The following is a 23,448-nucleotide window of genomic DNA, read 5'->3' as shown; positions in this document are numbered from 1 at the left end:
ATTACTTCTTTAAAAACTTGGAAAGCACGCCATATACATCCTCGGAAATTTTGAATCGGAATAATATTCCAATGTACATAGCGGTAATCAGAACGCTTTTTAGAAGAATATTGATTACGGGATGAAACTCAAACCGGAATGAATAGAACAGCACGCCTACCACCAGTAGCAAAGCCATCACTTTTACGGTTTCAGATGTAAAGGGAGACATGCGGAATTTGGATTTCACATAGTATAACTTTAAGCTATTATAAATGAAAAAGGCGGAAAAACTAGCAATAGCGGCGCCATTAATGCCATACGCAGGAATTAACCATAGATTGAAGCCGATAGCCATCACGGCCAGCAAAACACCAAAAAAGAGAATAGAACGATAGTAATCGGAATTATACAAGATGGAGTTATTGTTGCCTAAAAGTGCATCGTATACCTTAACAAGACCAATCCAAAAAACAATCATGAATCCACCGTTGTAATTTTCGGGCAAGAGTTTGTATAAATCCTCAAGATTCAATAAGATCAACAAGAACAAAAGACCGGCAATGATAAACAAGGTCAAAGAACTTTTTTGATATAACTGTTTAAGCGACACCGTATCGTTTTTGTTCAAATACGTGGCGGTCATGGGATAGGTAATCTGATGCATAGCTCGTGAGGGCACGGCAATGGTAGAGGCTATGAATCCGGCCACGCCGTAATAGGCCACATTTTCCAATTCCAAAAAACTGTTCAGCATAACCTTGTCCACCTCCATAAGCACAATGGCCGTGGAACCGCCTAAAATAATGAGTGCGCTGTACTTTACAATATTCCACCAGTTCTCAGGAAACGAAAATTGAATTTTGGGCATTCGAAGTGTGTAGGCATACAACTTCATAATGAGCATCCGTAACAAATAAAACCCTACCAAGGCATTTATAAATCCTTCGATGCCTATATAATCAAAATACAGGAGCACCAGTAAAACAGACTGCCCCACCCTACAGAATACTTCTTTTAAAAAGTTGCCAAAAACGGACTTCATACGAATCCGTGCCCAGGCGTAGAACACCTCAAAATAGGCCATGGCCATACCCGCAAAAAATATATGCCACACATAATCACGGACTATTGGATTTTTATTGGACAAAAGATTACCGATGGCCTCGTTGGCACCGTAACTTATGAGCGCAACAGGTAGTATAAACAGCAAGGGGAGCAAAAGCATCATGGTCAAAAAACCTTCCTGCTCCTTTTCCGAATTAAAGCTACTATAAAATTTAACCAAAGCGTTGGGCACTCCAAACGAGAGAACGGGCATTAAAACGGTAGCTACCGAAAGCACCACTTGAACCAGACCATAATGATCTGCCTGCATAAAATTAGTATATAAAAACAAGGTATTAACGGCGCCTATGGCAAAGCCAATATAGGTGACTACGGTGTTGTTTAAAGACTGTTTTAGTACAATACCCATTAGATATACTCCGCTAGTTGTCGTGTAAGTTCGCGCCTGCTGTACCTCTCTACATTCATGGAAGATACACCTAAAGCCTGTTTTTCATATTGATGAAACCAGTTTAAAAGTACATTTTTAAGATCAGCATGTGAAGTATATTCAAAAATAGCACCTGTTTTTGTTTGGGCCACCATAGTTGAAACCTCCCAATTCTTAGGGCCAACTCCCAAAATAGGCCGTCCTGAAGCCATATACTCGAACAACTTGCCCGGAATAATTCCGGTTGTTTCCGGGGAGTCTATTTCCGCTAAGAGCAGCACCTGCGATTTTTGTTGATATGCAAGAGCTTCGTCATGGGGCACATAACCGATTACCTTTAAAAAGTGTTCCAGACCATTTGCTTTAATTTCCTCCAAAACATCCTTGCTGATCACACCTATAAATTGCAAACATAAAGCCTTGTTAAACGCTATGTTTTCCTTTACCAATTCCGCCAGTACCTGCCATAAGTTCTGGGGGTTTCTGCCACTTAGCATGGAACCAATATGCGAAATGGTAAACTTCTGATCCAAGGGTACGGCTAAGGGTTTTTCGGTATCAAAGCCGTTCGTAATTACCTTAATAGGTTTATTGGTAAGTTGCCTAAACTCGCGCTTGGTTGTTTCGCTGGTCACCACCAGTTTATCGGCCGTGTTCAAAACTAAGGCTTCCAATTCTTTGTGCCTATTCTTTGCCCATCCCATCAATTTCAATTTTTTATGATATCCGATGGATGTCCATGGGTCTCTAAAATCGGCAATCCACTGTACCTTATTATGTTGTTTTAAAAAATGGCCGATAAGATGAACGCTGTGTGGGGGACCGGTAGTGATAATCGTACCTATGCCTTCTTTCTTAAGTATCTCGTGAAGGAATTCTACAGATGGCCGTACCCAGTATTTTCTAGCGTCCGGGATAAAGAAGTTTCCTCGTATCCACAACAAGAATTTCTCTGTTAGCGACTGATTAGCAGATTGAATGATTCCGGAGCTAATACGTTTTGTATTCCTCCGCGATAACAGACTCGCAAAACGATAGGGTTCAAAAATAGGCTGTTTGTAAATGGTGATATCCTTTGGAACTTCATTTAAAAACGAAGAATCGGTTATGGGATATTGCGGATTCTCGGGTACATAAACAACAGGCTCAACATCAAAATCCCTAAGGTATTTTACAAATTTCAACCATCGTTGTACACCAGGACCGCCAGCCGGTGGCCAGTAGTATGAGATGATAAGTACCTTGTTCATTACTGTTCGTCCTCCTTCCTAGCTTTCCAAAACGTAAAGCCGATACCACCTAAGACGACCAGACCTAACAAAATGGTGCTGGCCAAAGTTATCTGGCTCCCAATCTCGACTACCCTAGGCTCAAATTTGAATTCTATCGTGTGGTTTCCGGCCGGCACTTTCAATGCACGTAACACATAATTAACTTTAAAATGGTCCACCGGTTTCCCATCTATGTAGGCGTTCCATCCGTTTGCATAGTACATTTCAGAAAACATGGCCACTCCTGCATTAGGATTTTCAGATGTATACCTCAAGTGATTGGGCTGATAATCCACCAGGGAAATCGCTGCAGTTGAATCTACCTGATAATCGAATCTATTAATGTTTTTAAAGACCTCTGAATTAACAACTGCAAAGTTGCGGGTATCCAAACTATCCAATGCCCTAATTTCATCGTCTGCCGTGGATACTTCTTTGAGTTCCTTTACAAACCAAGCATTTCCGTTTGCGTTGGGATTTTGTATAGGAAACTTGTTTCCATCCTCATCTTGTTGCACCACATATTTTACATTGAGCATGTTAAAAATGGATAGATTTCCATTGTACAGATGGTAATCGAACAGGTCTTGCATTCCCGCTGGCTTGGCCGCATGGTATCCAGTTATCGAATTATGAAAGTAAGCCGTCTTGGCCGAATCAAATCCATCCGTTTGGTCAAAGACACGAAAAACGCCATCGTCTTTCAAAATCTCCTTATCCGCCGCGGTAGCTTGGAACGGTTGTAACATTTTTCGCTTGGAAACAAAGCTATCACTGTTTACGTACCTAAGGTTAACTCCTACCAAATCAAAAACGATCAAGGCGCCGATCGCAACAATGGCCAAATTAGGCTTCAATTTCTGTTTGATCAGAAACCAAAGCAAGGCCGCTACGAGCGCTACATAGACCATAGAACGCAATAAATCGCTTGTATAAACGGCTTTTCTATCCAGGCGCAGCATCTCTGGCAATTCTTCCAGACCGGTCATTCGCAAGCGATCATCCGCGGGACCAATAAAATCGAACATTCCTTTAAAGACGAAAAGCAACACACCTAATCCAAGAACCACCCCCGATGCTAGCTTTAAAGAACGTAACTTGTCCTTTAAATCGACCTTATTGGACAAAATCTTCTTCAGCGCAATTATGGCCAATATGGGCACGCATAATTCCAAAATAACCTGTATAGAGGATACCGCTCTAAACTTGTCGTATAACGGAAAATAGTCGATCATAAAATCGGTCAATACACCAAAATTCTTTCCCCAGGACAAGACAAGGGATAACAAAGTACCGAACAACAACCACCATTTGTGTTTTCCGCGAACTAAAAATAATCCTAGTACAAACAAAAAGAAAACAATTGCACCGATGTAGGCCGGACCGGAGGTTATAGGCTGGTCTCCCCAATAAAGCGGAATACCGGTTACAAAATCCAAGGCACTGGACCTGGGCAAGCCTTTATCGACCAAATAGTTAAAGGATTTGGAATCTTCGCCTAAATTTTCCTGACTAGCCCCACCGAACAAGCGCGGCACGAACAAATTCAGGGATTCGGAAATGCCATAGCTCCATTGGGTGATGTATTCTTTACTTAAGCCACCAGTATTTTCCTTTAGCGTACCGTCCGGATTTATAGTAAGTTCGCTTTTACCCCTCGTACTCCAATCGGCATACTCCTTTGTCGCCATTAATCCAGTTGCATTGGCAGCAATCCCAAGGGCAACGGCAAACAATAAGATACCTACGGATAAAAAATAGTGTTTCAGTTCTTTTCGTTTTAAGGCATCGATAAGATAAACGATACCCAATACCAACACCAACAAACCAAAATAATAGGTCATTTGATAGTGGTTGGCCACAATTTCCAAGGCCATTGCGAGTGCCGTAAGTATAAATCCCCATAGATATTTTTTTCGGAAGACCAGCACTATTCCGCCCAAAACCATTGGTAAGTAGCCCATAGCATGTGCTTTCGCATTGTGACCTGCACCAATAATTATGATAAGATAGGTAGAGAAACCAAATGCCAAAGCTCCAACGATGGCGAGTTTATAGTCTATTTTTAAACAACAGAGGAGGATATAAAAACCAATAAAGTACAAAAAAAGATAATCTGCCGGCCTGGGCAAAGTACGTATCAGCCGGTCTAGTTGTTTTATATAATTGTGTGGATAATTGGCCCCTAACTGATAGGTGGGCATACCTCCAAAAGCGCTGTTCGTCCAATAGGGTTCCGCATCGTTCTGTTTACGAAAATCGTTCTGCTCCTTGGCCATGCCCGTATATTGGGCAATATCGTGCTGGTAGATTACTTTCCCCTGTAACACCGGATGAAAATATGCCAGCGCAGCTAGAATAAAAAAAACGGTTACAAAAAAATGGGTGAAAAAGAATCTTAAACCTTTCTTCATTTGCCGGATGGTGGTTGGTTACGCAAAGATAACTAGTCTACTTCTTCAAAGTCTATATACTCGCCTACTTTTTCGCTATCCATCTTTCGTTTAGCAGATTTTTTCTTGATAATCACATCCCCAACTTGCTCATCTGCCGATCTTTGCTGTTGATCAAAACCCTCAAAAGCCTGTTTAAAATGGGATTCGGTTTTCTTTGCTGCGTAGTTTATGATCTTAGGTGCAAACAGTTTTGCCAATATTTTCAACAGATAATATCCTAAAAGGATAAATAAAATTGTTTTTAAAAATGCCATTTAATTAAATACTTATATATCAAAAATACAATTATCACGTTGTATTACTAGATTGTAAAGTATTAAAATAATTATAAAGTCCTATTCATGGGTATTGGCTCGAACATCAAAAAAACTATAGGTCAGCTTTCTTTTGCGGTACTATTTGCATCGGTATCGGTGACAGGTCAATATACCGATGTCATTAACTCCAACCGTCCCGGACTCTCCGTAAGTGCCTACGCAGTAGGTAAAAATGTGGTCCAACTGGAAATGGGGGCTTTTTACGAACAACAGGATCATGGACTTTTAAATACCCAGTCGGATATCTGGGGAAGCGATATTTCCTTGCGATATGGACTCCTTTTTGAACAACTGGAACTAAACTACGAAGGCACGTTTCAGCATCAAAATATTCTTTTTACCAGCTTTGGTATCAGCGAAACCAGAACCGATTTTCAACGTAATAGGCTTGGGCTAAAATTTTTAGTTTACGACCCTTTTAAAAACCCAGAGCGGAACAAACCTAATTTGTACAGCTGGCGTGCGAACAACAAATTCCAATTTAAAAACTTATTACCAGCCGTATCGCTCTATGCAGGGGCGAATTTTGTTCTGGGAGACAATCCTTTTTATCCCGGTGAGGCACAGATTTCCCCAAGGGCCATGATCGCAACCCAAAGTAAGTTAACGTCGAGAATGGTTTTGATCACCAATACATCATACGACCGCATAGGTACCGAATTCCCGGAACTAAATTACCTCATCTCTATCTCCCATGCCTTTAGAAACCCCAAATGGAGCGTGTTTGCAGAACACCAAGGCATACAAAGCGATCGGTATTCCGATTTACTGTTACGGAGTGGTGTCGCCTATCTTATGAACGAAGGATTACAGGTAGATATGAACTTAGGTGCAAGCTTCAAGAACACGCCATCACGAGTCTTTATGAGCTTAGGTGGCTCTTACCGATTCGATTTTCATAAAGATAAATTGGTGCCGATAGAAGACCAAGCAGCGGACGAAAATGGTGGGGAAATTAAAAAAGGGGCAATGAAGTTGGAAAAAAAGAAAAAGAAGAAAAAAGGAAAAGGAGCGGAAGACATAGATCTTGGCCCCTCTAAGAAACAATTGAAAAAACTAAAAAAGGCACAAAAAAAGAAGAAAAAGGATAGCGGAGAAATCGAGTTCTAAGCTTTTAAATACTGATTAATATTCCTAATATTGGAGCGTATAAAACCTATAGATGATTACAATCAAACAGGCTATCTCCCAAAAGGAACTTAAACAGTTCGTAACCTTCCCATTTTCCCTGTACAAGGATAATACCTATTGGGTACCCCCTATCATCAAGGACGAACTGGAAAGCTTTGACAAGTCCAAGAATCCTGTTTTCAGGGATGCCGATGCACAGTTTTTTTTGGCCTATAAAGACAATAGAATAGTAGGCAGGGTTGCGGCAATCGTTAATCATTTAGAGATAAAGCAACAAAACGTAAAAAAAATGCGGTTTGGCTGGTTCGATTTTGAAGATGATTTTACCATTTCAGAAGCATTACTTCAAAAAGTGGCCGACATTGGTTCACAAAACAATTTAGAATTCATGGAAGGCCCGGTAGGTTTTTCCAATCTTGACAAGGTTGGCGTACTGGTAGAGGGTTTTGACCACATCGGCACCATGATAACCTGGTACAACCACCCTTATTACAAGGACCACTTGGAGCGTTTGGGCTTTAAAAAGGAAAAAGAATACCTGGAGCACAAGTTTCCTGAAAAAAATGCAGATCCCAAACATTTTGTACGTATCAACGAATTGATAAAAAAAAGATATGGGCTACGACCGTTAAACTTTAAGAAGACAAAAGACGTTATGCCTTGGGCGGATAAAATGTTCGACCTCTTTAATGAATCTTACGCCTCATTGGCCTCCTTTGTACCTATCACGGATATCCAAAAAGCTTATTTTAAAAAGAAGTACATCAGTTTTATCAATCCCGAATACATAAAATTTGTGGTTGATAAGGAAGATACGTTAGTAGCTTTTGCCATTGTAATGCCCTCCTTCTCGGAAGCCTTACAGAAAGCAAAGGGTAAATTATTCCCTTTTGGTATTTTTCATTTATTAAAAGCAAGGAAGCATAGCAAGGATGTTATTTTCTACCTCATAGGGATACAACCTGCGTATCAAAATAAAGGGGTTACTGCCATCATTTTCAATGAATACCACAAAACCTTTAGAGAGAAGAAAATAGAAATGTGCTACCGAACGCCAGAACTCGCCGACAATACGGCGATACAACAGATATGGAAACATTTTGATCCGGTTGTGTACAAAAGGCGCTGCACTTACAAAAAGCCTATTTAACGCATAAAAAATGCCCGAAATGGTTAAACCGTTCGGGCATTTATAAATTATAGTATGGGACTACTCCCCCATTGCCGCGGCAACCGCAGCAGAAAGCCTTTTATATGTACCATTTTCCAATCGTTCACGTATAGCGGAAAAAGCTGTTAAAGTTTCGGTGATATCTTCCATGGTATGGGTTGCCGTAGGAATCATGCGCAATAAAATCAAACCTTTAGGAATTACCGGATACACAACTATAGAACAAAATATGCCATAGTTTTCGCGTAAATCCTTTACCAATGCCATTGCCTCGGGAATACTACCGTTCAAATAAACAGGTGTAACACAACTTGTAGTTGTTCCAATGTCAAATCCTTTTTCCTTAAGTCCGTTTTGCAACGCATTTACGTTTTCCCAAAGTTTTGCCTTCAACTCTGGCTGTGTACGCAACATATCCAAGCGTTTCAAAGCCCCCTTTACATAAACCATAGGTAATGATTTCGCAAACATTTGCGAACGTAGATTATATTTAAGGTAATCTATGATCTCCTTATCAGCTGCTAAAAACGCCCCGATACTTGCCATAGATTTTGCAAATGTGGCAAAATACACATCAATGTCATCCTGTATGCCTTGTTCCTGGCCTGCTCCGGCACCGGTTTCTCCCAAAGTTCCAAAGCCATGGGCATCATCGACCAAAAAACGGAATTTATACTTTTTCTTGAGGGCAACAATTTCTTTCAACTTACCTTGCTGACCGCGCATTCCAAAAACACCTTCGGAAATCACTAGGATTCCACCCCCTGTTTGCTCGGCCATTTTTGCGGCACGCTCCAAATTTACTTCCAGGCTTTCTATATCGTTATGCTTAAAGGTAAAACGCTTGCCCATGTGCAAACGAACACCATCTATAATACAGGCATGGCAGTCTACATCGTACACAATTATGTCATCCTTTGAAACCAACGCATCGATTGCCGACATAATTCCCTGGTATCCAAAATTCAGTAAATAAGCGGATTCCTTGTTAACGAACGCTGCACATTCTCTCTCCAACTGCTCGTGAAATTCGGTGTGGCCACTCATCATTCTAGCGCCCATAGGATATGCGGAACCATATTCGGCCGCGGTATCGCCATCAACTTTTTTAACCTCCGGTAAATTTGCCAAGCCCAAATAGTCATTTATACTCCAAGTGATTACCTCTTTTCCTTGAAATTTCATTCTGTTGGAAATAGGCCCTTCTAACTTTGGGAACACAAAATAACCCTCTGCCTGTGACGCCCATTTACCCAGGGGGCCTTTATTTTCTATAATTCTATCGAATAAGTCTTTCATTGCCTAAATTTGGTTCTACGTGCAAAAGTAAATATTTTTAAGAAGCATTCATAACTTAATTACGAGATACAAAAAAAGTGGGCCACAGACCCACCTTATAAATCTTCTAAAAAAAACCATTTACTTCACAAACTGTATTTCTTGGGTTTCCTCAACGCTTATTGTATTCATAAAACCCTGATCTTCCATCCACTGGTCATTATAGATCTTACTCATGTATCTTGATCCATGATCCGGAAAAACAACAACCACAATACTGTTCCCATCGAACTCACCTGCTTCGTTCAATTGTTTTAAAGCCTGCATCGCAGCACCACTCGTATACCCCACGAACATCCCTTCTGTCCTAGACACTTCCCTAGCTGCATGGGCACTGTCGGCATCCGTTACTTTAATATATTCATCTATTATCTCAAAATCCGTAGCACCGGGAATCAAATTTTTACCTAAACCTTCTATTCGGTAAGGATAAATTTCCTTTTCATCCAATTTACCGGTTTCGTGATATTTTTTCAAGACGGAGCCAAAAGCATCGACTCCTATAACTTTTACATCCGGATTTTGTTCCTTTAAAAAACGTGCGGTACCGGATATCGTACCCCCAGTTCCGCTGCAAGCCACCAAATGCGTGATCCGTCCGCCCGTTTGTTCCCAAATTTCTGGCCCAGTAGACTTGTAGTGCGCTTCTATATTCAATTTATTAAAATATTGATTGATGTAGATAGAACCTTTGGTCTCTTTGTGCAGGCGTTTGGCAACCTCGTAATAAGAACGTGGATCATCTGCACTTACATGGGCCGGACAAACATATACTTTTGCTCCCATTGAGCGCAGCATATCTATTTTATCCTTGGATGATTTTGAACTAACGGCCAGAATACAATCGTAGCCTTTAATAATACTGGCCATAGCAATACTAAAGCCGGTATTACCAGAAGTTGTTTCTATAATGGTACTGCCTTCCGTTAGGATACCCTTGCGCTCGGCCTCTTCGATAATATGCAATGCAATACGATCCTTTGCGGAATGCCCTGGATTAAACGCTTCTACTTTTGCATAAAAATTACCTTGAAATCCTTTGGTGACTTTGTTCAATTTCACCAGTGGTGTATTTCCTACCAGTTCCAAGATATTGTTGTAAGCCTTTATCTCTTTTTTCATAAGGGGAATCCTAATGGTTTATAGCTCTAACATTTTTTTAATCAGTTAAAACGTACGGTACAAATTTACTATATTTTTTACACTATGTAATTTTGCCTTCTAAATCTAGAAGAAAAGCAAACTCTTTAGCGACTTCTTTTAAGGCTTCAAACCTTCCAGAAGCACCTCCATGGCCGGCTTCCATGTTTATATCCAATAGTAAGAACTTGTCATTGGTCTTCATCTCACGCAGCTTGGCAACCCATTTGGCAGGCTCAAAATATTGCACTTGAGAATCGTGTAGTCCTGTTGTTACGAGCATATTCGGATAGGCATGTGCAGAAACGTTGTCATAAGGGGAATACGATTTCATATATTCGTAATAGCTTTTTTCGTTGGGATTGCCCCATTCGTCATACTCTCCGGTAGTCAAGGGAATAGAATCGTCCAACATGGTGGTTACCACATCTACAAAGGGTACGGCCGCAATGATCCCATTGTACAGCAAAGGCTCCATATTTACTATAGCTCCCATTAGCAAACCACCCGCAGAACCTCCGCTGGCGTACAAATGCTTGCTGCTCGTCATTTGCTCAGCGATTAAAAACTTGGAGCAATCGATAAAATCGGTAAAGGTATTTTTCTTGTTTAAAAGCTTACCGGCTTCGTACCAAGGTCTTCCTAAATATTCGCCACCACGAACATGGGCTATGGCATAAACAAACCCACGGTCCAACAGACTTAAACGAACGGATGAAAAATAAGGGTCTATTGTAGCGCCATACGAACCATAGGCATATTGAAGCAACGGAGTCTCCGAATTTAAATCGGTATCCTTGTGGAATACCAATGAAATAGGAATCTTAACACCGTCCCTTGCTGTTGCCCAAAGGCGTTGCTCCTTATAATTTTGCTTTTTAAACCGTCCTCCCAACACTTCCTGTTCTTTCTTAACGTCCTTCTTCTTGGTACGCATATTAAAGTCTATAACGGAGCTTGGTGTGGTAAGGGAATTGTAGCCATAACGGAGTATTTCCGTATCAAAATCGGGGTTTGTATCTACATAAGCGGTATAAGTTTCACTTTCAAAAGGGAGAAAATACGAATCCGAACCGTCCCATTTGGTTATTTTTATACGGTTTAGTCCGTTTTCTCGTTCGGATAGTACATAATAATCTTTAAAAATATCAATATCCTCTAGCAGCACAGTTTCCCTATGCGGAATAAATTCCTTCCAATGCGCGGCATTGGTGTTCTCTTCCCCTACTTTCATCAGTTTAAAATTAGTGGCGCCGTCCTTATTGGTCAAAACATAAAAAGAATCCTCGTAATGAAAAATGGTATATTCCAGACCTCTTTCCCTAGGCGAAAACATTTTAAATTTTCCATGGGGCTCATCCGTAGATAAGATCTGAAATTCTGAGGTAAGTGTACTAAACGAACCGATGACCAAGTATTTTTTTGATTTGGTACGATACACGAACGTACTAAAGGTATCATCGGTTTCTTCATACACCAAAACATCTTCTTCGACCGGTGTTCCTAAGATATGCCTGTATATTTTATCGGATCTTAGCGTAACAGGGTCCTTTTTAGTGTAAAACAAGGTGTTGTTATCATTGGCCCAGACACCACCGCCTGTGGTATTCTCTATCTTTTCGTCATAAACCTCACCCGACTTCAAATTTTTTATGCGTAATGTATATTGACGCCTAGATACAGTGTCCACGCCATAGGCCGCCAATTCATTGTTCGGGCTCACCGCTATACCGCCCAATTTAAAATAATCATGACCTTTGGCCATTTCGTTCACATCGAAAATAGTTTCCTCGGCAGCTTCCAAAGTTTCCCTGCACCTGGAATATACTGGATATTCCTTTCCTATTTCGTAACGCGTTTTGTACCAATAGCTGTTGGATTTATATGGCACCGAAGAGTCGTCCTCCTTAATTCTCCCCTTCATCTCCTTAAAAAGAGCTTCTTGAAATGTTTTGGTGTGCGCCGTAAGCGTTTCGTAATAGTCTTTCTCTTGATTGAGATAATCGACAACCTTAGGGTTTTCCCTATCGTTAAGCCAATAATAATGATCCAAGCGCAGGTCTCCGTGCTTTTCCAATCTAGTTTCTATTTTTTTGGCCGACGGAGGTGTTATTTTACTCATTTACGTGCTTATTTTTTGGTAACGGGTGCAAAAATAAGGTTAAATCCTATCAAGTTTTGGCACTGATCTTGTTTTAATAAAATTTAAGTACTTCTATGGATTTAGTACTTTTACCGTACGTAACGTTTAAAAACAAGTATATATGTTTGGAGATATGATGGGCATGATGGGTAAACTGAAAGAAACCCAACAAAAAGTGGAAGCCACAAAAAAAAGATTGGATACCGTATTGGTAGATGAAAAATCCCAAGACGGATTATTGGAAATTACCCTAACCGCCAATCGTGAAATCAAAAAAATAAACATTGATGATAACTTACTGCAAGACAAAGAGCAATTGGAAGAGTATTTGATACTTACCTTGAACAAGGCCATAAAGAAAGCAACATCTGTACACGAAACCGAACTTGCGGCGGTAGCAAAAGAAGGGATGCCCAATATTCCGGGGATGGATTCGTTCTTAAAGTAAGATGCATCCAAATTTTGGCAACATGAAAAAACTTTTTATACTATTTGTAGTCCCATTATTGCTATCCGCTCAGGTAAACAATGATCGTAAAACAGAAAACGATTGGCACTATAATCTTGAAACTGCCAAAAAACTGGCAAAAAAACAGGATAAGAATATTCTACTCTATTTTACGGGAAGTGATTGGTGTGCTCCCTGCAAAGTATTAAAAAAAGATTTATTTGATACCCCTGCGTTCGTTGAGGCTTCCCAAAATTACATTCTGGTGTATATAGATATGCCCAGAAATCAGGATCTGCTATCCTCAGAGCAATTAAATCGGAACAAAAAGGTGGTGGCAGAACACAACAGAAAGGGAGTGTTCCCACTGCTTAAGGTACTTGATCCAAAAGGAAAATCGCTGGACGAATATTCCGGTTACGCAATGAACGGAGATGTACAATATCATTTGCGACTATTAGCTAAGTACCAATAAAATAAAAGGCTTTCCTGTTCTGGAAAGCCTTTTTTATTCGGGGAAACTTAAGGTAATTAATTATTTATTAACCTAAACTCCGTTCTCCGGTTTACGCTATGTTCTCTTTCGGTACACGTAACGCCTTCCTTACAACGGTTCTTAACTTTGTTCTCTCCGTATCCGTTGGCAACCAATAAACTGGAGTTTACTCCTTTGGTAATCAGATAATCGGCTACCGCTTTTGCTCTTCTTTCCGACAGGTCTTGATTGTTACTGCTATTGCCCCTAACATCTGTATGGGAGGCAATTTCCAATTTTACACCTGGGTTCTGTTGCAATACAGGCATTAACCTAGTATCGATTATTCTTTTGGCCTCGTTCGTTAAACTTGCGCTACCCAAATTCCAGTTTATCGGTAATGCTTGGTACTCGACCAGAGAACACTCGATTTCTTTCCAAGTTGTAAGTCCGCCTTTAGTTTTAAGCACCTCTTTCGAAACTGTTTTTGTAACGGCGGGCACTATTTCTTCAACAGTATAGGCATCTTTATCTAAAACTGTTTTAGTGATCGTTGCAAATTCCGCAGGTATAATTTCCTCTACTACACGAGCGGGCTCCAGTAATACCCTTTTAGTATACGAATCACTTTTTGACCCAATAGCGGTCTTTGCGACAGCTGCATCTGCGCCTAAAACTTTGGTGTCTATGGTCGTAAATTCTGCGGGATACCCCTTATAACACCAATATCTACAATCGTCCGGATTACCTGAGGCACAATCTGGAGCAGCGGCACCCAGCTCCCATTGAGCATAAGCGGGCTTGATTTCAATGGTTTCCGAACTTGGTCGGAAACTGGCCGGTGTTATTTTTAAGGTGTTCCCACCTTCTTTGGAAACATACGTTACGGTCTCCGTTCCCCATTTTTCAGGAATTACCGTCAGTTTTTTTCCTGCAGCTTTAATTTCTACACGTTCGGTAATTGTCTTGAACGTAGCCGGTACCGTTTTTAAAACTTTGTAAGCCGGGGCGACAGTAATCGTCATAGTCTCGTTCACGTAAACATCAGGAGTCGTACAGCGTACATAACACTTTCCAGGTTCCGGATTTTCAGGTAAATCTTGTGCCACGGAAATCGCAGCAGTCATAAAGGCAAAAACAAAAAGTACTTTTTTCATAATGGTTGATTTTTAAAATGTTATTGTGTACCTAGTTAGAACCTTTTTTTTTAAACAAGTCACTTATTATTTCAAAAAAAATAGCATCAAGCCAAAACATACGCCAAAAAAAGATTTCCTATCTTTAAGAAAAAGCTTGTAAAATGATTGAATTAAAGAAAGTTACATCGGATGAATTTGAGTTTTTGGTAAAGTCGGAATCCGGAAAAGCACTGTTAAAAAGTATACCCTTTGCAAACGAGCAACTAACACACGAGACCTTGAACGGTTTATCTAAAACAATATCTACGGCAAAAAGTTTTGAGCGTAAAACAAATTTCAACGGTCAGTTTTTATTCGAACTAAAAAATAAAGAGGGTAAGATAATAGGAAGTAGTGGACTATACCGTTCCGAGGCCGGTATGGAAAACGGTATAAAGAATTTAATCCTACAGCTAAAGAATCAAACACCTACCAACATCGTTTAATTATAGACTTGGTAATATACTAAGCAGCCGATCGTGCATGGTATTGGTATAATCCAAATGCGTTACCATACGCAACTTTCCTTGGCCCATACTTATTATATGTATGTCTTTTTGTAGTAATGCCGCTGTAAACACCTGACTATTATAAAAGGTTTCATCGATTTCGAAGATGATGATATTGGTCTCAATGGGCTCTACTTTCTTTACATATTTTAAACCAGAAAGCACCGAACCTATTTCTTTGGCTTTCGCATGGTCCTCTGCCAATCGTTCTACATGATGATCCAAGGCATACGTTGCCGCTGCCGCTAAGAATCCCGCTTGGCGCATACCGCCGCCAAGTACTTTACGCACCCGTATCGCTTTTGATATTATTTCGCGGCTACCCACTAAAACAGAACCAACCGGACACCCTAGACCCTTGCTTAGACAAACGCTAATGGTATCGAAAAGCTGACCGTATTGCAACGGATCTTGGTTCCTTGCAACCAGGGCGTTCCACAATCTGGCACCATCCAAATGGTAGCCAAGACCATGGTCTTCACAAACAGATTTTATTTTCTGCAGCTCGGTAAAGTCCCAACAGGCACCACCACCCTTGTTCGTCGTATTTTCGATACAGACCAAGGTAGACAATGGGCTATGGTAAAAGTCAGGCGGATTAATTGCATCCCTAACCTGCCCGGCCGTCATCATTCCCCTATGCCCATCTACCAATCGGCAAGAGACACCACTGTTAAAACTTACACCGCCACCTTCATAATTGTACACATGGGCGTATTTATCACAAATCAATTGTTCACCCGGTTGGGTATGTAGTTTTATGGCCGTTTGGTTGGTCATGGTACCACTTGGAAAAAACAGGGCGTCTTCCATACCGAACATGGTAGCCACTTTCTCCTCCAAGGCATTTACCGAAGGGTCTTCCTTAAAGACATCATCACCCACTTCTGCATGCATCATGGCATCCAACATCCCAGGGGTTGGTTTGGTTACCGTATCGCTAATAAGGTTTATTTTCATTTAATAATTTCAATTTAAGTTAAAGTCCGTCAACCACCATACAGCATTAATGAAAACAGTCCATACCTATTGGGGACCCATCTGGTATTACGGGTGCCGGAATCACCTTAAATTTATCAGGATGCGCATAAAACGTTTTAATTCGTCTTGCCATTTCCTTGTTCATGGCGTTATTTGATGCCGCTAAACTTAAAGCCAATGTATTTAGTTGTTCATTCGCAATGGCATTTACCTGCGGATGCACATCCTTGCTTGCCGCCAGGTTCATAATATGGAACAACACCCTAAAATTAATATTTTGCTGTACGCCGCTTATGTATTCATCGCTGTGCTTTTTAGCAATAGTATTGGCCACTACCGTACTCAAAAGTTCTTGCAATCCAAGGTTTTTGGAATCTAAATACTTTTGCTGTATGAGCCTAGAAGCCCTTTCCGGATGCAATAGGAAGCCCAAGGTCATATCGGCTGCTGTTTCCGCAGCGGACAACGGATCAAAGGACACCCCGGTTTTTCCGTTAATGGATTCGCGTGTTTTGCCATAACCAAATGCCCTGGGCGGGAAAAGACCCAGTTTTTCTTTCGGAATTGCGATTTCCTCGGCATCCAACGTTCGTATTACGGCATTAAGCGCGTCTTGTTGCATTTTTCTATCGACCGTAGTCACTACATTCTGGCCATCTCCTTTTACCGCATAGTTATACTCCAAACCACCAATAATCTTAGCTACACCTTCTGTTTGGTATCTATGAAAGAAATAAAGCGGCACAAAAACATCCTCCAATACTGAGTTTGGTTCGTTCGTTCTAATATTATCAATGGAAAAATTGTCGATTGCCGTTTTACGAATTTTCATCATTTCTTCCAGTTCCGCACTTACGTCGGTGCCATTGTCCCATAAATGAGCCAAGACATGCGCGCTTCCTTGTGGCCGCGCATCTTGATCGGTAATGTAGCGCAAGCCCTTATCTTGGGCGGACTCCAAAATTTTATTCAGTTCCTTGCGTTCATCGGTGCCTTCTACAAAGTCTGCATAAGAATAAGCCACGGTTACTTTGTCCCAATCTCCCATTCCTGTAGCATACGCATTGGAAAAGTCTATTTTACCCCTTTTTATTGAAAATTGCGGATGTGGATAATCCATTACGCTGGCCCTATCTTTGGTACTCGCGGCAAAGTTATGCGCAAAACCAAGGGTATGGCCTATTTCGTGGGCGGAAAGCTGTCGTATCCTTGCAATGGCCAACTCCAGCATCGCTTGGTTATTATCGTCCCTGTCCGCAAAAGGCTTATCCATTAACGCTTGCGCAATTAAAAAATCCTGACGAATACGTAAACTTCCCAAACTCACATGTCCCTTAATGATTTCGCCGGTTCTTGGGTCCGTAATACTACTACCGTAACTCCAACCTCTGGTTGACCTATGTACCCATTGTATTACATTATAGCGTACATCCAAAGGGTCGGCATCGTCCGGCAATATTTTTAATTGAAACGCATCTTTGTAACCAATAGCTTCAAAAGCCTCGTTCCACCAACGACCACCTTCCAGTAGTGCGCTTCTTACCGGTTCCGGGGTACCATTGTCCAAATAATAAACGATGGGCTCTACGGCCTCGCTTAAGGCTGCTGAGGGATTTTTTTTCTCTAATCGGTGACGGGTAATAAATCGTTTTAAGATGGGGTCCTCCACCGGGGTTGCATAATCGTAATACGTAAAAGGATAGGAACCGCTTCTTGGGTCAAAGACTCTTTTTTTATATCCATCATCCGGCAATTCTATGAAGGAAGCATGTTGTGCCACGGTAATCAAATCCGGATTTGGGGTTACGGACCTAATGTATCCACCAGCAGCTTCACCTTTAAATGTCATGGTCATATCAAACTCCACATTTTTTGGGAAAGCTTTGGTACGTTCCAAGGCAAAAGCACTTTTAGCGCGGTCCAAGCTGTAGGAACCCTGCTTGGCACGTTTTAATCGTTTTACGACGCCATGGGCATCTTGCATCAAGAAATCGGTAATATCGATTACATAGCTGCCGTTTTTTTCTTCTTCGATTTTAAAGCCTCCTAAAATCGATTTAGCAAAGGCCTGTTCTATAGATTTTTTTTCCAAGTCGTTATCGGTCAAGGCCCTAAACTTTAAATTCGGTTGCACCAAGAGCAATTTACTTCCGGCTTTTTTAAAATAGACTACCTGTTCATTCCCCAATTGCCCCCTATCCAAACCTATATCGTTACTGCCTATTCCGCTACTTAAAGAATATACGTACAAAAATTCATGGTCTAGCCGATCAACCTCCAAGAAAATTTTATCGTTCTTACCGTCGTAATAAAAGTCAAAAAGACCTTCATATTTTTTATAGTCGGATTTGTTTTCGGAGAACTGGGCCATAGTAAATTGACTTGCAAAAAAAATGGCAAAAAGTAAAGCTAGATTTTTCATTTTCTGAATGGTTTAGTCCTTAAAAATATGTAAAATAACGGAAATAACACCTCATAACTTCCGGCATGGTAATAAAAGAACCAAACCCGACAGAAAATTGACGAAAAGTATACTATTTTTACCCAAAAATTAATTCTAGTATGAACATTACCGCAGACCACTACAAAGGTCTTTTAGATCGCCTTGGTGCGTTAAGGAGGTATCTTTGACATTGATGCCAAACTTATTGAAATAGAGAACGAACAAGAGAAAACCTTGGCGCCTGATTTTTGGGACAATCCGCAAGAAGCGCAAGCGCACATGAAGTTCATCCAATCCAAAAAACAATGGGTAGATGATTACAATGCCGCAACTGCACTTGTGAACGATCTAGAAGTTCTTATAGAGTTCTTACAAGAAGGAGAAGTTTCCGAAGCGGAAGTCGAAATACAGTACGAAAAAGCGCTGAACGTATTGGAAAAAATGGAGTTTAAGAACATGCTATCGGAAGAGGGAGACGAGTTGCCCGCCGTTCTTCAGATAACCGCTGGCGCCGGTGGCACGGAAAGTTGTGATTGGGCCGCCATGCTCATGCGGATGTACATGATGTGGGCAGAAAAAAACGGGTACAAGGTAAAAGAACTGAATTACCAAGAAGGAGATGTTGCCGGTATTAAAACGGTAACCCTTGAAATTGATGGTGAATTCGCTTTTGGCTGGCTTAAAGGAGAAAACGGGGTGCATAGATTGGTACGCATCTCGCCTTTTGATAGTAATGCAAAACGACATACCTCTTTTGTATCCGTTTATGTTTACCCTTTGGTAGATGACAGTATAGAAGTGGATGTAAATCCGGCGGACATTACCATAACTACTGCAAGATCTAGTGGTGCCGGGGGACAAAATGTAAATAAAGTAGAAACCAAGGTACAGTTGGTACACCACCCGAGTGGCATACAGATTTCATGCTCGGATTCCCGCAGCCAGCACGATAACAGAGCTACGGCGATAAAGATGTTGAAATCTCAATTATATGAGATCGAACTGCGCAAGAAAATGGAAGCAAGGCAGGAAATAGAATCCTCGAAGATGAAAATAGAATGGGGATCTCAAATTCGAAATTACGTAATGCATCCTTATAAATTGGTAAAGGATGTAAGAACAGCTGAGGAAACAGGTAATGTTGATGCCGTTATGGACGGAGATATAGACCGATTTTTAAAAGCATTTTTAATGATGATGGGACAAAGGGACGATTAAAGCCACTAGCCCACAAAGGGTGAACAGGTTATGGTTAAAAGCTAAGCGTAGAGTGTAGTTCGGAGAATAAGTACTTCTTTTCTTAGCAAAGAACAATAAGACCAAAAAGAAAACAGTTGCCCCGTTGTACATGATCTGAAACCGTGAACCTTGAACCTTGAACCTAAAACATTATGATTAAAATTTACCACAATCCAAGATGCAGAAAATCACGAGAGGGACTGCAACTATTGGAAAACTCTGGCAAGGAATTTGAAGTTGTAAGATATTTGGAAGATATCCCAACATTAGCGGAATTAAGAATAATAGTCGATTCCCTGAATATGGCACCAGAGCAGCTCATACGAAAAAACGAAGCGATCTGGAAAGAAAAGTTCAAAGGCAGGGTGCTCTCGGACGATGAACTATTGGCCGCGATGGTTTCTTATCCAAAACTAATTGAAAGACCTATAGTTATATGTAACGGAAAAGCGGCAATTGGAAGACCGTTGGAAAATATTACCACATTGTTAAAATAGCATTGAATCTAGTTTGAATACTACGATTTATAGTTGCAGAAAACACAGTCTTTTACAGGTCAAACAAAATATTTATTTTTACTTCATGAAATTACAAAACAGATGTAGCTTTTTTAAAGGAATTTTATTTCTTGTTCTCCTAATGTTAGGTTCGGAATGTTATGCCCAGTTTAATAGGGGAATGCAAAGAGGAATGGGAAGAGGAATGGGAAGGCAGCGCAGTGCAATCCCTCAGGCACAGCACACCCCAGAACCACCGGCACCTAAAACATCCGGGGAAATTGTAGAGGATCAAATGCCGGCCATAACAGAAGCACTTGCTTTAAACGATTTTGAAGCCGCGGTAGTGAGTTCTATCCTCAAAAAATATGTCCAGGAAAGAATCGAGGCCCAAATTTTAAAGCTTCCACCAGAAAAGATGAAGGAAACCTTTACCAATATTTCCGAACGACAGGATGAAGAATTAAAAATGAGTTTGCCCCCTGAGAAATACGAAGCATTTTTGGGATTAATGCAAGATGGTGTAAACAAAACCATCAAAAAAAATAAAAAGAAAAAGAAAAAGCAAAAGAAAGAAAAAAATTGAGGTCGTGAGCAACTCTTGTATAGCTTAATGTAACATAGAAAATACTACCCTAACTTCATACAAAGAAATTCTAAAAAAATTCAAAGCCATCGCTAATTTGTCATTGAGAATTCCAAACAACCAAAATCGCACAACTTCGCTTTAATCTCCTGGAGATGGTATAACACCGTAATAAATGATTTATTAGGGTAATAAGCAGAGGAAATCACCCAATACGCAGGATTCAAAAAAGATGATCATATTGCCAAGAAGGGATGTTTTTATCCAACTAGGAAAGTGAAAAAACCACAATAGCATGAAGTGTGGTTAACTAGAAGCGTGGTTAACTAAAAAAGAAGCCGATATGGCTTCTTTTTTTATGCTTCGCGTTTGGCTTTTTTTGCCTCACGTTTTTCTTTCAACAGTTCTATAATATTGCCGCCCAACCAATAAGGTACCACGAACACCAACAAAAATATCATTAACCAAAAACCTATCGTTAATATGGTCAAAAAAGCTAAAAATCCTAAATATTGGTCAAATTCAAACATAATAGTATACTTATCTGTGACAAAGATACCATAATCGTATTATTTTTTGCAAACTAAAATTAAAATTAAATGAAAATTTCTTTAATCCTACTATCCTCGTGTGACACCGTATTAATATTAGCGCCTTGATGGTTAATGGGTTTTTGGTCCAAGGGGCGAAAAAGCGTTCCGAAAAACTAAGAATTATTATGTAGACTCCCCCGTCCCAAAAGTTCGAGCGGCAAAAAAGGCAGTTCCTAATTTGTATATTATACCAATTTAAGTTTTGAATGTCGTGTTTAAAATTTGAATTATTTTTTTCTCAGTTTAGGAATGAAATCTAAGCATAGCATTAGCTATGGTTCTATTTTATGACGACAAATGAGGAAAAAAGAAACTTGTTTTATGCGACATCTAGAATTTAAATTGGTATTACTATCCCCGTACTACATCAATATCGTGGGAAAGGCGAATAGACAACCCCAAGATAAAGCTGTCGGAAAATTTCTTCGGATTTAGGTTTTATCCTATTGAATCTTAATATATTTTAACCCTTTATTTTCTGCTTAATGACTATACCTTAAATTTGTATTTAGAGTTAACTATATTGGCGGAGGACTTCAAAAACGTTTTATCGGCCCAAAGAATTCTTATTTGTACAATTAAATTTTAAACAGTAATTATCATTATGGAATATAGAGTAGAGAAGGACACCATGGGAGAGGTAAAGGTTCCCAGTAACAAATATTGGGGCGCACAGACAGAGCGTTCCAGAAACAATTTTAAGATCGGTCCATCGGGATCCATGCCTTTGGATATCGTTTATGGCTTTGCTTACCTAAAAAAGGCAGCGGCATTTACCAATTGCGAGCTGGGTGTGCTTGCCCCAGAAAAACGAGATTTAATAGCGCAGGTCTGCGACGAAATTTTGGCAGGAAAACATGATGATCAATTTCCTCTGGTAATTTGGCAAACAGGATCCGGTACCCAGAGTAATATGAACGTGAACGAAGTGATTGCCAACAGGGCACATGAAATTGCTGGACATAAGGTTGGTGAGGGCGAAAAAACAATACAGCCCAACGATGATGTTAACAAGTCGCAATCCTCTAACGATACGTTTCCTACGGGCATGCACATCGCCGCTTATAAAAAACTTATCGATGTCACAATTCCCGGAATTACCCAATTAAGGAACACGCTACACAGTAAAGCCCAAGAATTCAACACTGTAGTCAAAATAGGTCGCACCCATTTAATGGATGCCACTCCCCTGACCCTTGGTCAAGAATTTTCTGGTTATGTTTCGCAATTGGACCATGGTCTTAAAGCATTGAACAACACCCTACCGCATTTGCAGGAACTTGCGCTCGGTGGTACCGCTGTAGGTACAGGTTTAAATACACCGGAGGGGTACGATGTACTGGTGGCAAAGTATATTGCCGAATTTTCAGGGCTCCCCTTTATAACGGCAAAGAATAAGTTCGAAGCCTTGGCAGCGCATGATGCGATCGTAGAAACGCATGGTGCACTAAAACAGTTAGCGGTTTCCCTCAACAAGATTGCCAACGATATTCGTATGATGGCCTCCGGACCTCGTTCGGGTATTGGGGAAATTACGATTCCGGCAAACGAACCGGGTAGTTCAATTATGCCAGGGAAAGTTAATCCTACGCAATGCGAGGCCTTAACCATGGTCTGTGCCCAAGTTATGGGAAATGACGTTGCCGTAACCATAGGCGGCACACAAGGGCATTATGAACTTAATGTCTTTAAGCCCATGATGGCGGCCAACATTTTACAGTCCGCCCAATTACTGGGAGATGCCTGCAAAAGTTTTGATATTAATTGCGCGGTAGGCATTGCCCCCAATCACCAAGTAATCAAACAGTTATTAAATAATTCACTGATGCTCGTAACTGCGCTAAATACCAAAATTGGCTACTACAAAGCTGCCGAAATTGCCAATACGGCCCATGACAACGGCACCACACTTAAAGAAGAAGCCATTAATTTAGGATATGTGACCGCAGCGCAGTATGACGAATGGGTTAAGCCGGAAGAAATGGTAGGCAGCTTAAAATAAACCATCTAGAATGCATTGAAAAGCAAAAGGGAGACACCACCACTAGGTATCTC

At 40.6% G+C, this 23,448-nt stretch carries 20 protein-coding genes; 9 read left to right on the top strand and 11 right to left on the bottom strand.

Features of this window, described 5'->3' with window-relative positions; translation table 11 throughout:
* Position 1: 1 nt before the first annotated feature.
* The 4 genes from ACFQZJ_RS18425 to ACFQZJ_RS18410 are packed head-to-tail and all read right to left on the bottom strand — an operon-like array spanning position 2 to position 5,458.
* The gene (locus ACFQZJ_RS18425) at positions 2-1,456 is read right to left on the bottom strand and encodes an oligosaccharide flippase family protein (protein WP_379936444.1); all 1,455 of its coding nucleotides are present in this window, start codon (positions 1,454-1,456) and stop codon (positions 2-4) included.
* Positions 1,456-2,727 (bottom strand): glycosyltransferase family 4 protein, encoded by a 1,272-nt coding sequence (locus ACFQZJ_RS18420; protein WP_379936443.1) that lies wholly within the window; start codon positions 2,725-2,727, stop codon positions 1,456-1,458. The genes ACFQZJ_RS18425 and ACFQZJ_RS18420 overlap by 1 nt, the downstream gene beginning before the upstream one ends.
* Entirely contained in the window at positions 2,727-5,162 is a 2,436-nt protein-coding gene (locus ACFQZJ_RS18415; RefSeq protein ID WP_379936442.1) for a YfhO family protein, read from the bottom strand. Before ACFQZJ_RS18415 ends, ACFQZJ_RS18420 begins: the two co-directional genes overlap by 1 nt.
* A 32-nt stretch (positions 5,163-5,194) precedes the next feature.
* Entirely contained in the window at positions 5,195-5,458 is a 264-nt protein-coding gene (locus ACFQZJ_RS18410) for a DUF4834 family protein (RefSeq protein ID WP_379936441.1), read from the bottom strand.
* 87 nt (positions 5,459-5,545) lie between these two features.
* Here ACFQZJ_RS18410 and ACFQZJ_RS18405 point away from each other — a divergent pair, with 87 nt between their 5' ends.
* Positions 5,546-6,631, top strand: coding sequence for a transporter (locus ACFQZJ_RS18405; protein WP_379936440.1), 1,086 nt, complete (start codon positions 5,546-5,548; stop codon positions 6,629-6,631).
* Between the two features lie 52 nt (positions 6,632-6,683).
* Entirely contained in the window at positions 6,684-7,802 is a 1,119-nt protein-coding gene (locus ACFQZJ_RS18400; protein WP_379936439.1) for a GTP cyclohydrolase, read from the top strand.
* Positions 7,803-7,862: 60 nt separating this feature from the next.
* Here the strand turns inward: ACFQZJ_RS18400 and ACFQZJ_RS18395 are convergent, their stop codons facing one another.
* The 3 genes from ACFQZJ_RS18395 to ACFQZJ_RS18385 all read right to left on the bottom strand — a co-directional run bounded on the left by ACFQZJ_RS18395 (position 7,863) and on the right by ACFQZJ_RS18385 (position 12,423).
* Positions 7,863-9,122 (bottom strand): aminotransferase class I/II-fold pyridoxal phosphate-dependent enzyme, encoded by a 1,260-nt coding sequence (locus tag ACFQZJ_RS18395; protein ID WP_379936438.1) that lies wholly within the window; start codon positions 9,120-9,122, stop codon positions 7,863-7,865.
* 120 nt (positions 9,123-9,242) lie between these two features.
* Positions 9,243-10,283 (bottom strand): PLP-dependent cysteine synthase family protein, encoded by a 1,041-nt coding sequence (locus ACFQZJ_RS18390; RefSeq protein WP_379936437.1) that lies wholly within the window; start codon positions 10,281-10,283, stop codon positions 9,243-9,245.
* A gap of 82 nt (positions 10,284-10,365) precedes the next feature.
* A complete protein-coding gene (locus ACFQZJ_RS18385; protein ID WP_379936436.1) occupies positions 10,366-12,423 on the bottom strand; it encodes a S9 family peptidase in 2,058 nt (685 codons plus the stop codon).
* 142 nt (positions 12,424-12,565) lie between these two features.
* On the opposite strand from ACFQZJ_RS18385, the gene ACFQZJ_RS18380 reads away from it, so the two are divergent.
* Both ACFQZJ_RS18380 and ACFQZJ_RS18375 read left to right on the top strand, forming a co-directional pair.
* Complete coding sequence (locus ACFQZJ_RS18380) at positions 12,566-12,892, top strand: YbaB/EbfC family nucleoid-associated protein (RefSeq protein ID WP_379936435.1); 327 nt, start codon at positions 12,566-12,568, stop codon at positions 12,890-12,892.
* A gap of 22 nt (positions 12,893-12,914) precedes the next feature.
* Positions 12,915-13,367 (top strand): thioredoxin family protein, encoded by a 453-nt coding sequence (locus tag ACFQZJ_RS18375; protein WP_379936434.1) that lies wholly within the window; start codon positions 12,915-12,917, stop codon positions 13,365-13,367.
* 56 nt (positions 13,368-13,423) lie between these two features.
* Here the strand turns inward: ACFQZJ_RS18375 and ACFQZJ_RS18370 are convergent, their stop codons facing one another.
* Positions 13,424-14,524 (bottom strand): OmpA family protein, encoded by a 1,101-nt coding sequence (locus tag ACFQZJ_RS18370; protein WP_379936433.1) that lies wholly within the window; start codon positions 14,522-14,524, stop codon positions 13,424-13,426.
* Between the two features lie 143 nt (positions 14,525-14,667).
* Here ACFQZJ_RS18370 and ACFQZJ_RS18365 point away from each other — a divergent pair, with 143 nt between their 5' ends.
* A complete protein-coding gene (locus ACFQZJ_RS18365; RefSeq protein ID WP_379936432.1) occupies positions 14,668-14,991 on the top strand; it encodes a YegP family protein in 324 nt (107 codons plus the stop codon).
* Here ACFQZJ_RS18365 and ACFQZJ_RS18360 read toward each other — a convergent pair whose 3' ends face one another.
* Together ACFQZJ_RS18360 and ACFQZJ_RS18355 are read right to left on the bottom strand one after the other, a co-directional pair.
* Positions 14,992-16,014 (bottom strand): threonine aldolase family protein, encoded by a 1,023-nt coding sequence (locus ACFQZJ_RS18360; RefSeq protein ID WP_379936431.1) that lies wholly within the window; start codon positions 16,012-16,014, stop codon positions 14,992-14,994.
* A gap of 46 nt (positions 16,015-16,060) precedes the next feature.
* A complete protein-coding gene (locus ACFQZJ_RS18355; protein ID WP_379936430.1) occupies positions 16,061-18,457 on the bottom strand; it encodes a zinc-dependent metalloprotease in 2,397 nt (798 codons plus the stop codon).
* Between the two features lie 140 nt (positions 18,458-18,597).
* Here ACFQZJ_RS18355 and prfB point away from each other — a divergent pair.
* The 3 genes from prfB (at position 18,598) to ACFQZJ_RS18340 (ending at position 20,800) form a co-directional block, all read left to right on the top strand.
* A protein-coding gene (gene prfB / locus ACFQZJ_RS18350) for a peptide chain release factor 2 (RefSeq protein WP_379936429.1) occupies positions 18,598-19,696 on the top strand; the annotation gives its coding sequence in 2 pieces (ribosomal slippage) (positions 18,598-18,663 and positions 18,665-19,696; 1,098 coding nt in all).
* Between the two features lie 173 nt (positions 19,697-19,869).
* Positions 19,870-20,214: an arsenate reductase (glutaredoxin) gene (gene arsC, locus ACFQZJ_RS18345; protein ID WP_379936428.1), complete on the top strand. Its 345-nt coding sequence runs from the start codon at positions 19,870-19,872 to the stop codon at positions 20,212-20,214.
* A gap of 85 nt (positions 20,215-20,299) precedes the next feature.
* Entirely contained in the window at positions 20,300-20,800 is a 501-nt protein-coding gene (locus ACFQZJ_RS18340) for a hypothetical protein (RefSeq protein WP_379936427.1), read from the top strand.
* A 356-nt stretch (positions 20,801-21,156) separates the two neighbouring features.
* Here ACFQZJ_RS18340 and ACFQZJ_RS18335 read toward each other — a convergent pair whose 3' ends face one another.
* On the bottom strand, positions 21,157-21,330 hold the full coding sequence (locus tag ACFQZJ_RS18335) for a hypothetical protein (RefSeq protein ID WP_169734617.1): 174 nt from the start codon (positions 21,328-21,330) through the stop codon (positions 21,157-21,159).
* 667 nt (positions 21,331-21,997) lie between these two features.
* Between ACFQZJ_RS18335 and fumC the strand changes: the two genes are divergently transcribed.
* Positions 21,998-23,395, top strand: a complete 1,398-nt coding sequence (fumC, locus tag ACFQZJ_RS18330) for a class II fumarate hydratase (RefSeq protein WP_379936426.1) — start codon at positions 21,998-22,000, stop codon at positions 23,393-23,395.
* Positions 23,396-23,448 lie beyond the last annotated feature (53 nt).

The organism is Maribacter chungangensis, assembly GCF_042676845.1.
Classification (GTDB): domain Bacteria; phylum Bacteroidota; class Bacteroidia; order Flavobacteriales; family Flavobacteriaceae; genus Maribacter; species Maribacter chungangensis.
The sequence above is the reverse complement of the archived record's forward strand: the minus strand, read 5'-3'. Positions and strand labels throughout refer to the sequence as shown.

What these genes read in the sequence shown, in the direction of transcription:
- ACFQZJ_RS18425 (WP_379936444.1), bottom strand. Translation starts at nt 1,456, where the DNA reads ATGGGTATTGTACTAAAACAGTCTTTAAACAACACCGTAGTCACCTAT.
- ACFQZJ_RS18420 (WP_379936443.1), bottom strand. Translation starts at nt 2,727, where the DNA reads ATGAACAAGGTACTTATCATCTCATACTACTGGCCACCGGCTGGCGGT.
- ACFQZJ_RS18415 (WP_379936442.1), bottom strand. Translation starts at nt 5,162, where the DNA reads ATGAAGAAAGGTTTAAGATTCTTTTTCACCCATTTTTTTGTAACCGTT.
- ACFQZJ_RS18410 (WP_379936441.1), bottom strand. Translation starts at nt 5,458, where the DNA reads ATGGCATTTTTAAAAACAATTTTATTTATCCTTTTAGGATATTATCTG.
- ACFQZJ_RS18405 (WP_379936440.1), top strand. Translation starts at nt 5,546, where the DNA reads ATGGGTATTGGCTCGAACATCAAAAAAACTATAGGTCAGCTTTCTTTT.
- ACFQZJ_RS18400 (WP_379936439.1), top strand. Translation starts at nt 6,684, where the DNA reads ATGATTACAATCAAACAGGCTATCTCCCAAAAGGAACTTAAACAGTTC.
- ACFQZJ_RS18395 (WP_379936438.1), bottom strand. Translation starts at nt 9,122, where the DNA reads ATGAAAGACTTATTCGATAGAATTATAGAAAATAAAGGCCCCCTGGGT.
- ACFQZJ_RS18390 (WP_379936437.1), bottom strand. Translation starts at nt 10,283, where the DNA reads ATGAAAAAAGAGATAAAGGCTTACAACAATATCTTGGAACTGGTAGGA.
- ACFQZJ_RS18385 (WP_379936436.1), bottom strand. Translation starts at nt 12,423, where the DNA reads ATGAGTAAAATAACACCTCCGTCGGCCAAAAAAATAGAAACTAGATTG.
- ACFQZJ_RS18380 (WP_379936435.1), top strand. Translation starts at nt 12,566, where the DNA reads ATGTTTGGAGATATGATGGGCATGATGGGTAAACTGAAAGAAACCCAA.
- ACFQZJ_RS18375 (WP_379936434.1), top strand. Translation starts at nt 12,915, where the DNA reads ATGAAAAAACTTTTTATACTATTTGTAGTCCCATTATTGCTATCCGCT.
- ACFQZJ_RS18370 (WP_379936433.1), bottom strand. Translation starts at nt 14,524, where the DNA reads ATGAAAAAAGTACTTTTTGTTTTTGCCTTTATGACTGCTGCGATTTCC.
- ACFQZJ_RS18365 (WP_379936432.1), top strand. Translation starts at nt 14,668, where the DNA reads ATGATTGAATTAAAGAAAGTTACATCGGATGAATTTGAGTTTTTGGTA.
- ACFQZJ_RS18360 (WP_379936431.1), bottom strand. Translation starts at nt 16,014, where the DNA reads ATGAAAATAAACCTTATTAGCGATACGGTAACCAAACCAACCCCTGGG.
- ACFQZJ_RS18355 (WP_379936430.1), bottom strand. Translation starts at nt 18,457, where the DNA reads ATGAAAAATCTAGCTTTACTTTTTGCCATTTTTTTTGCAAGTCAATTT.
- arsC (WP_379936428.1), top strand. Translation starts at nt 19,870, where the DNA reads ATGATTAAAATTTACCACAATCCAAGATGCAGAAAATCACGAGAGGGA.
- ACFQZJ_RS18340 (WP_379936427.1), top strand. Translation starts at nt 20,300, where the DNA reads ATGAAATTACAAAACAGATGTAGCTTTTTTAAAGGAATTTTATTTCTT.
- ACFQZJ_RS18335 (WP_169734617.1), bottom strand. Translation starts at nt 21,330, where the DNA reads ATGTTTGAATTTGACCAATATTTAGGATTTTTAGCTTTTTTGACCATA.
- fumC (WP_379936426.1), top strand. Translation starts at nt 21,998, where the DNA reads ATGGAATATAGAGTAGAGAAGGACACCATGGGAGAGGTAAAGGTTCCC.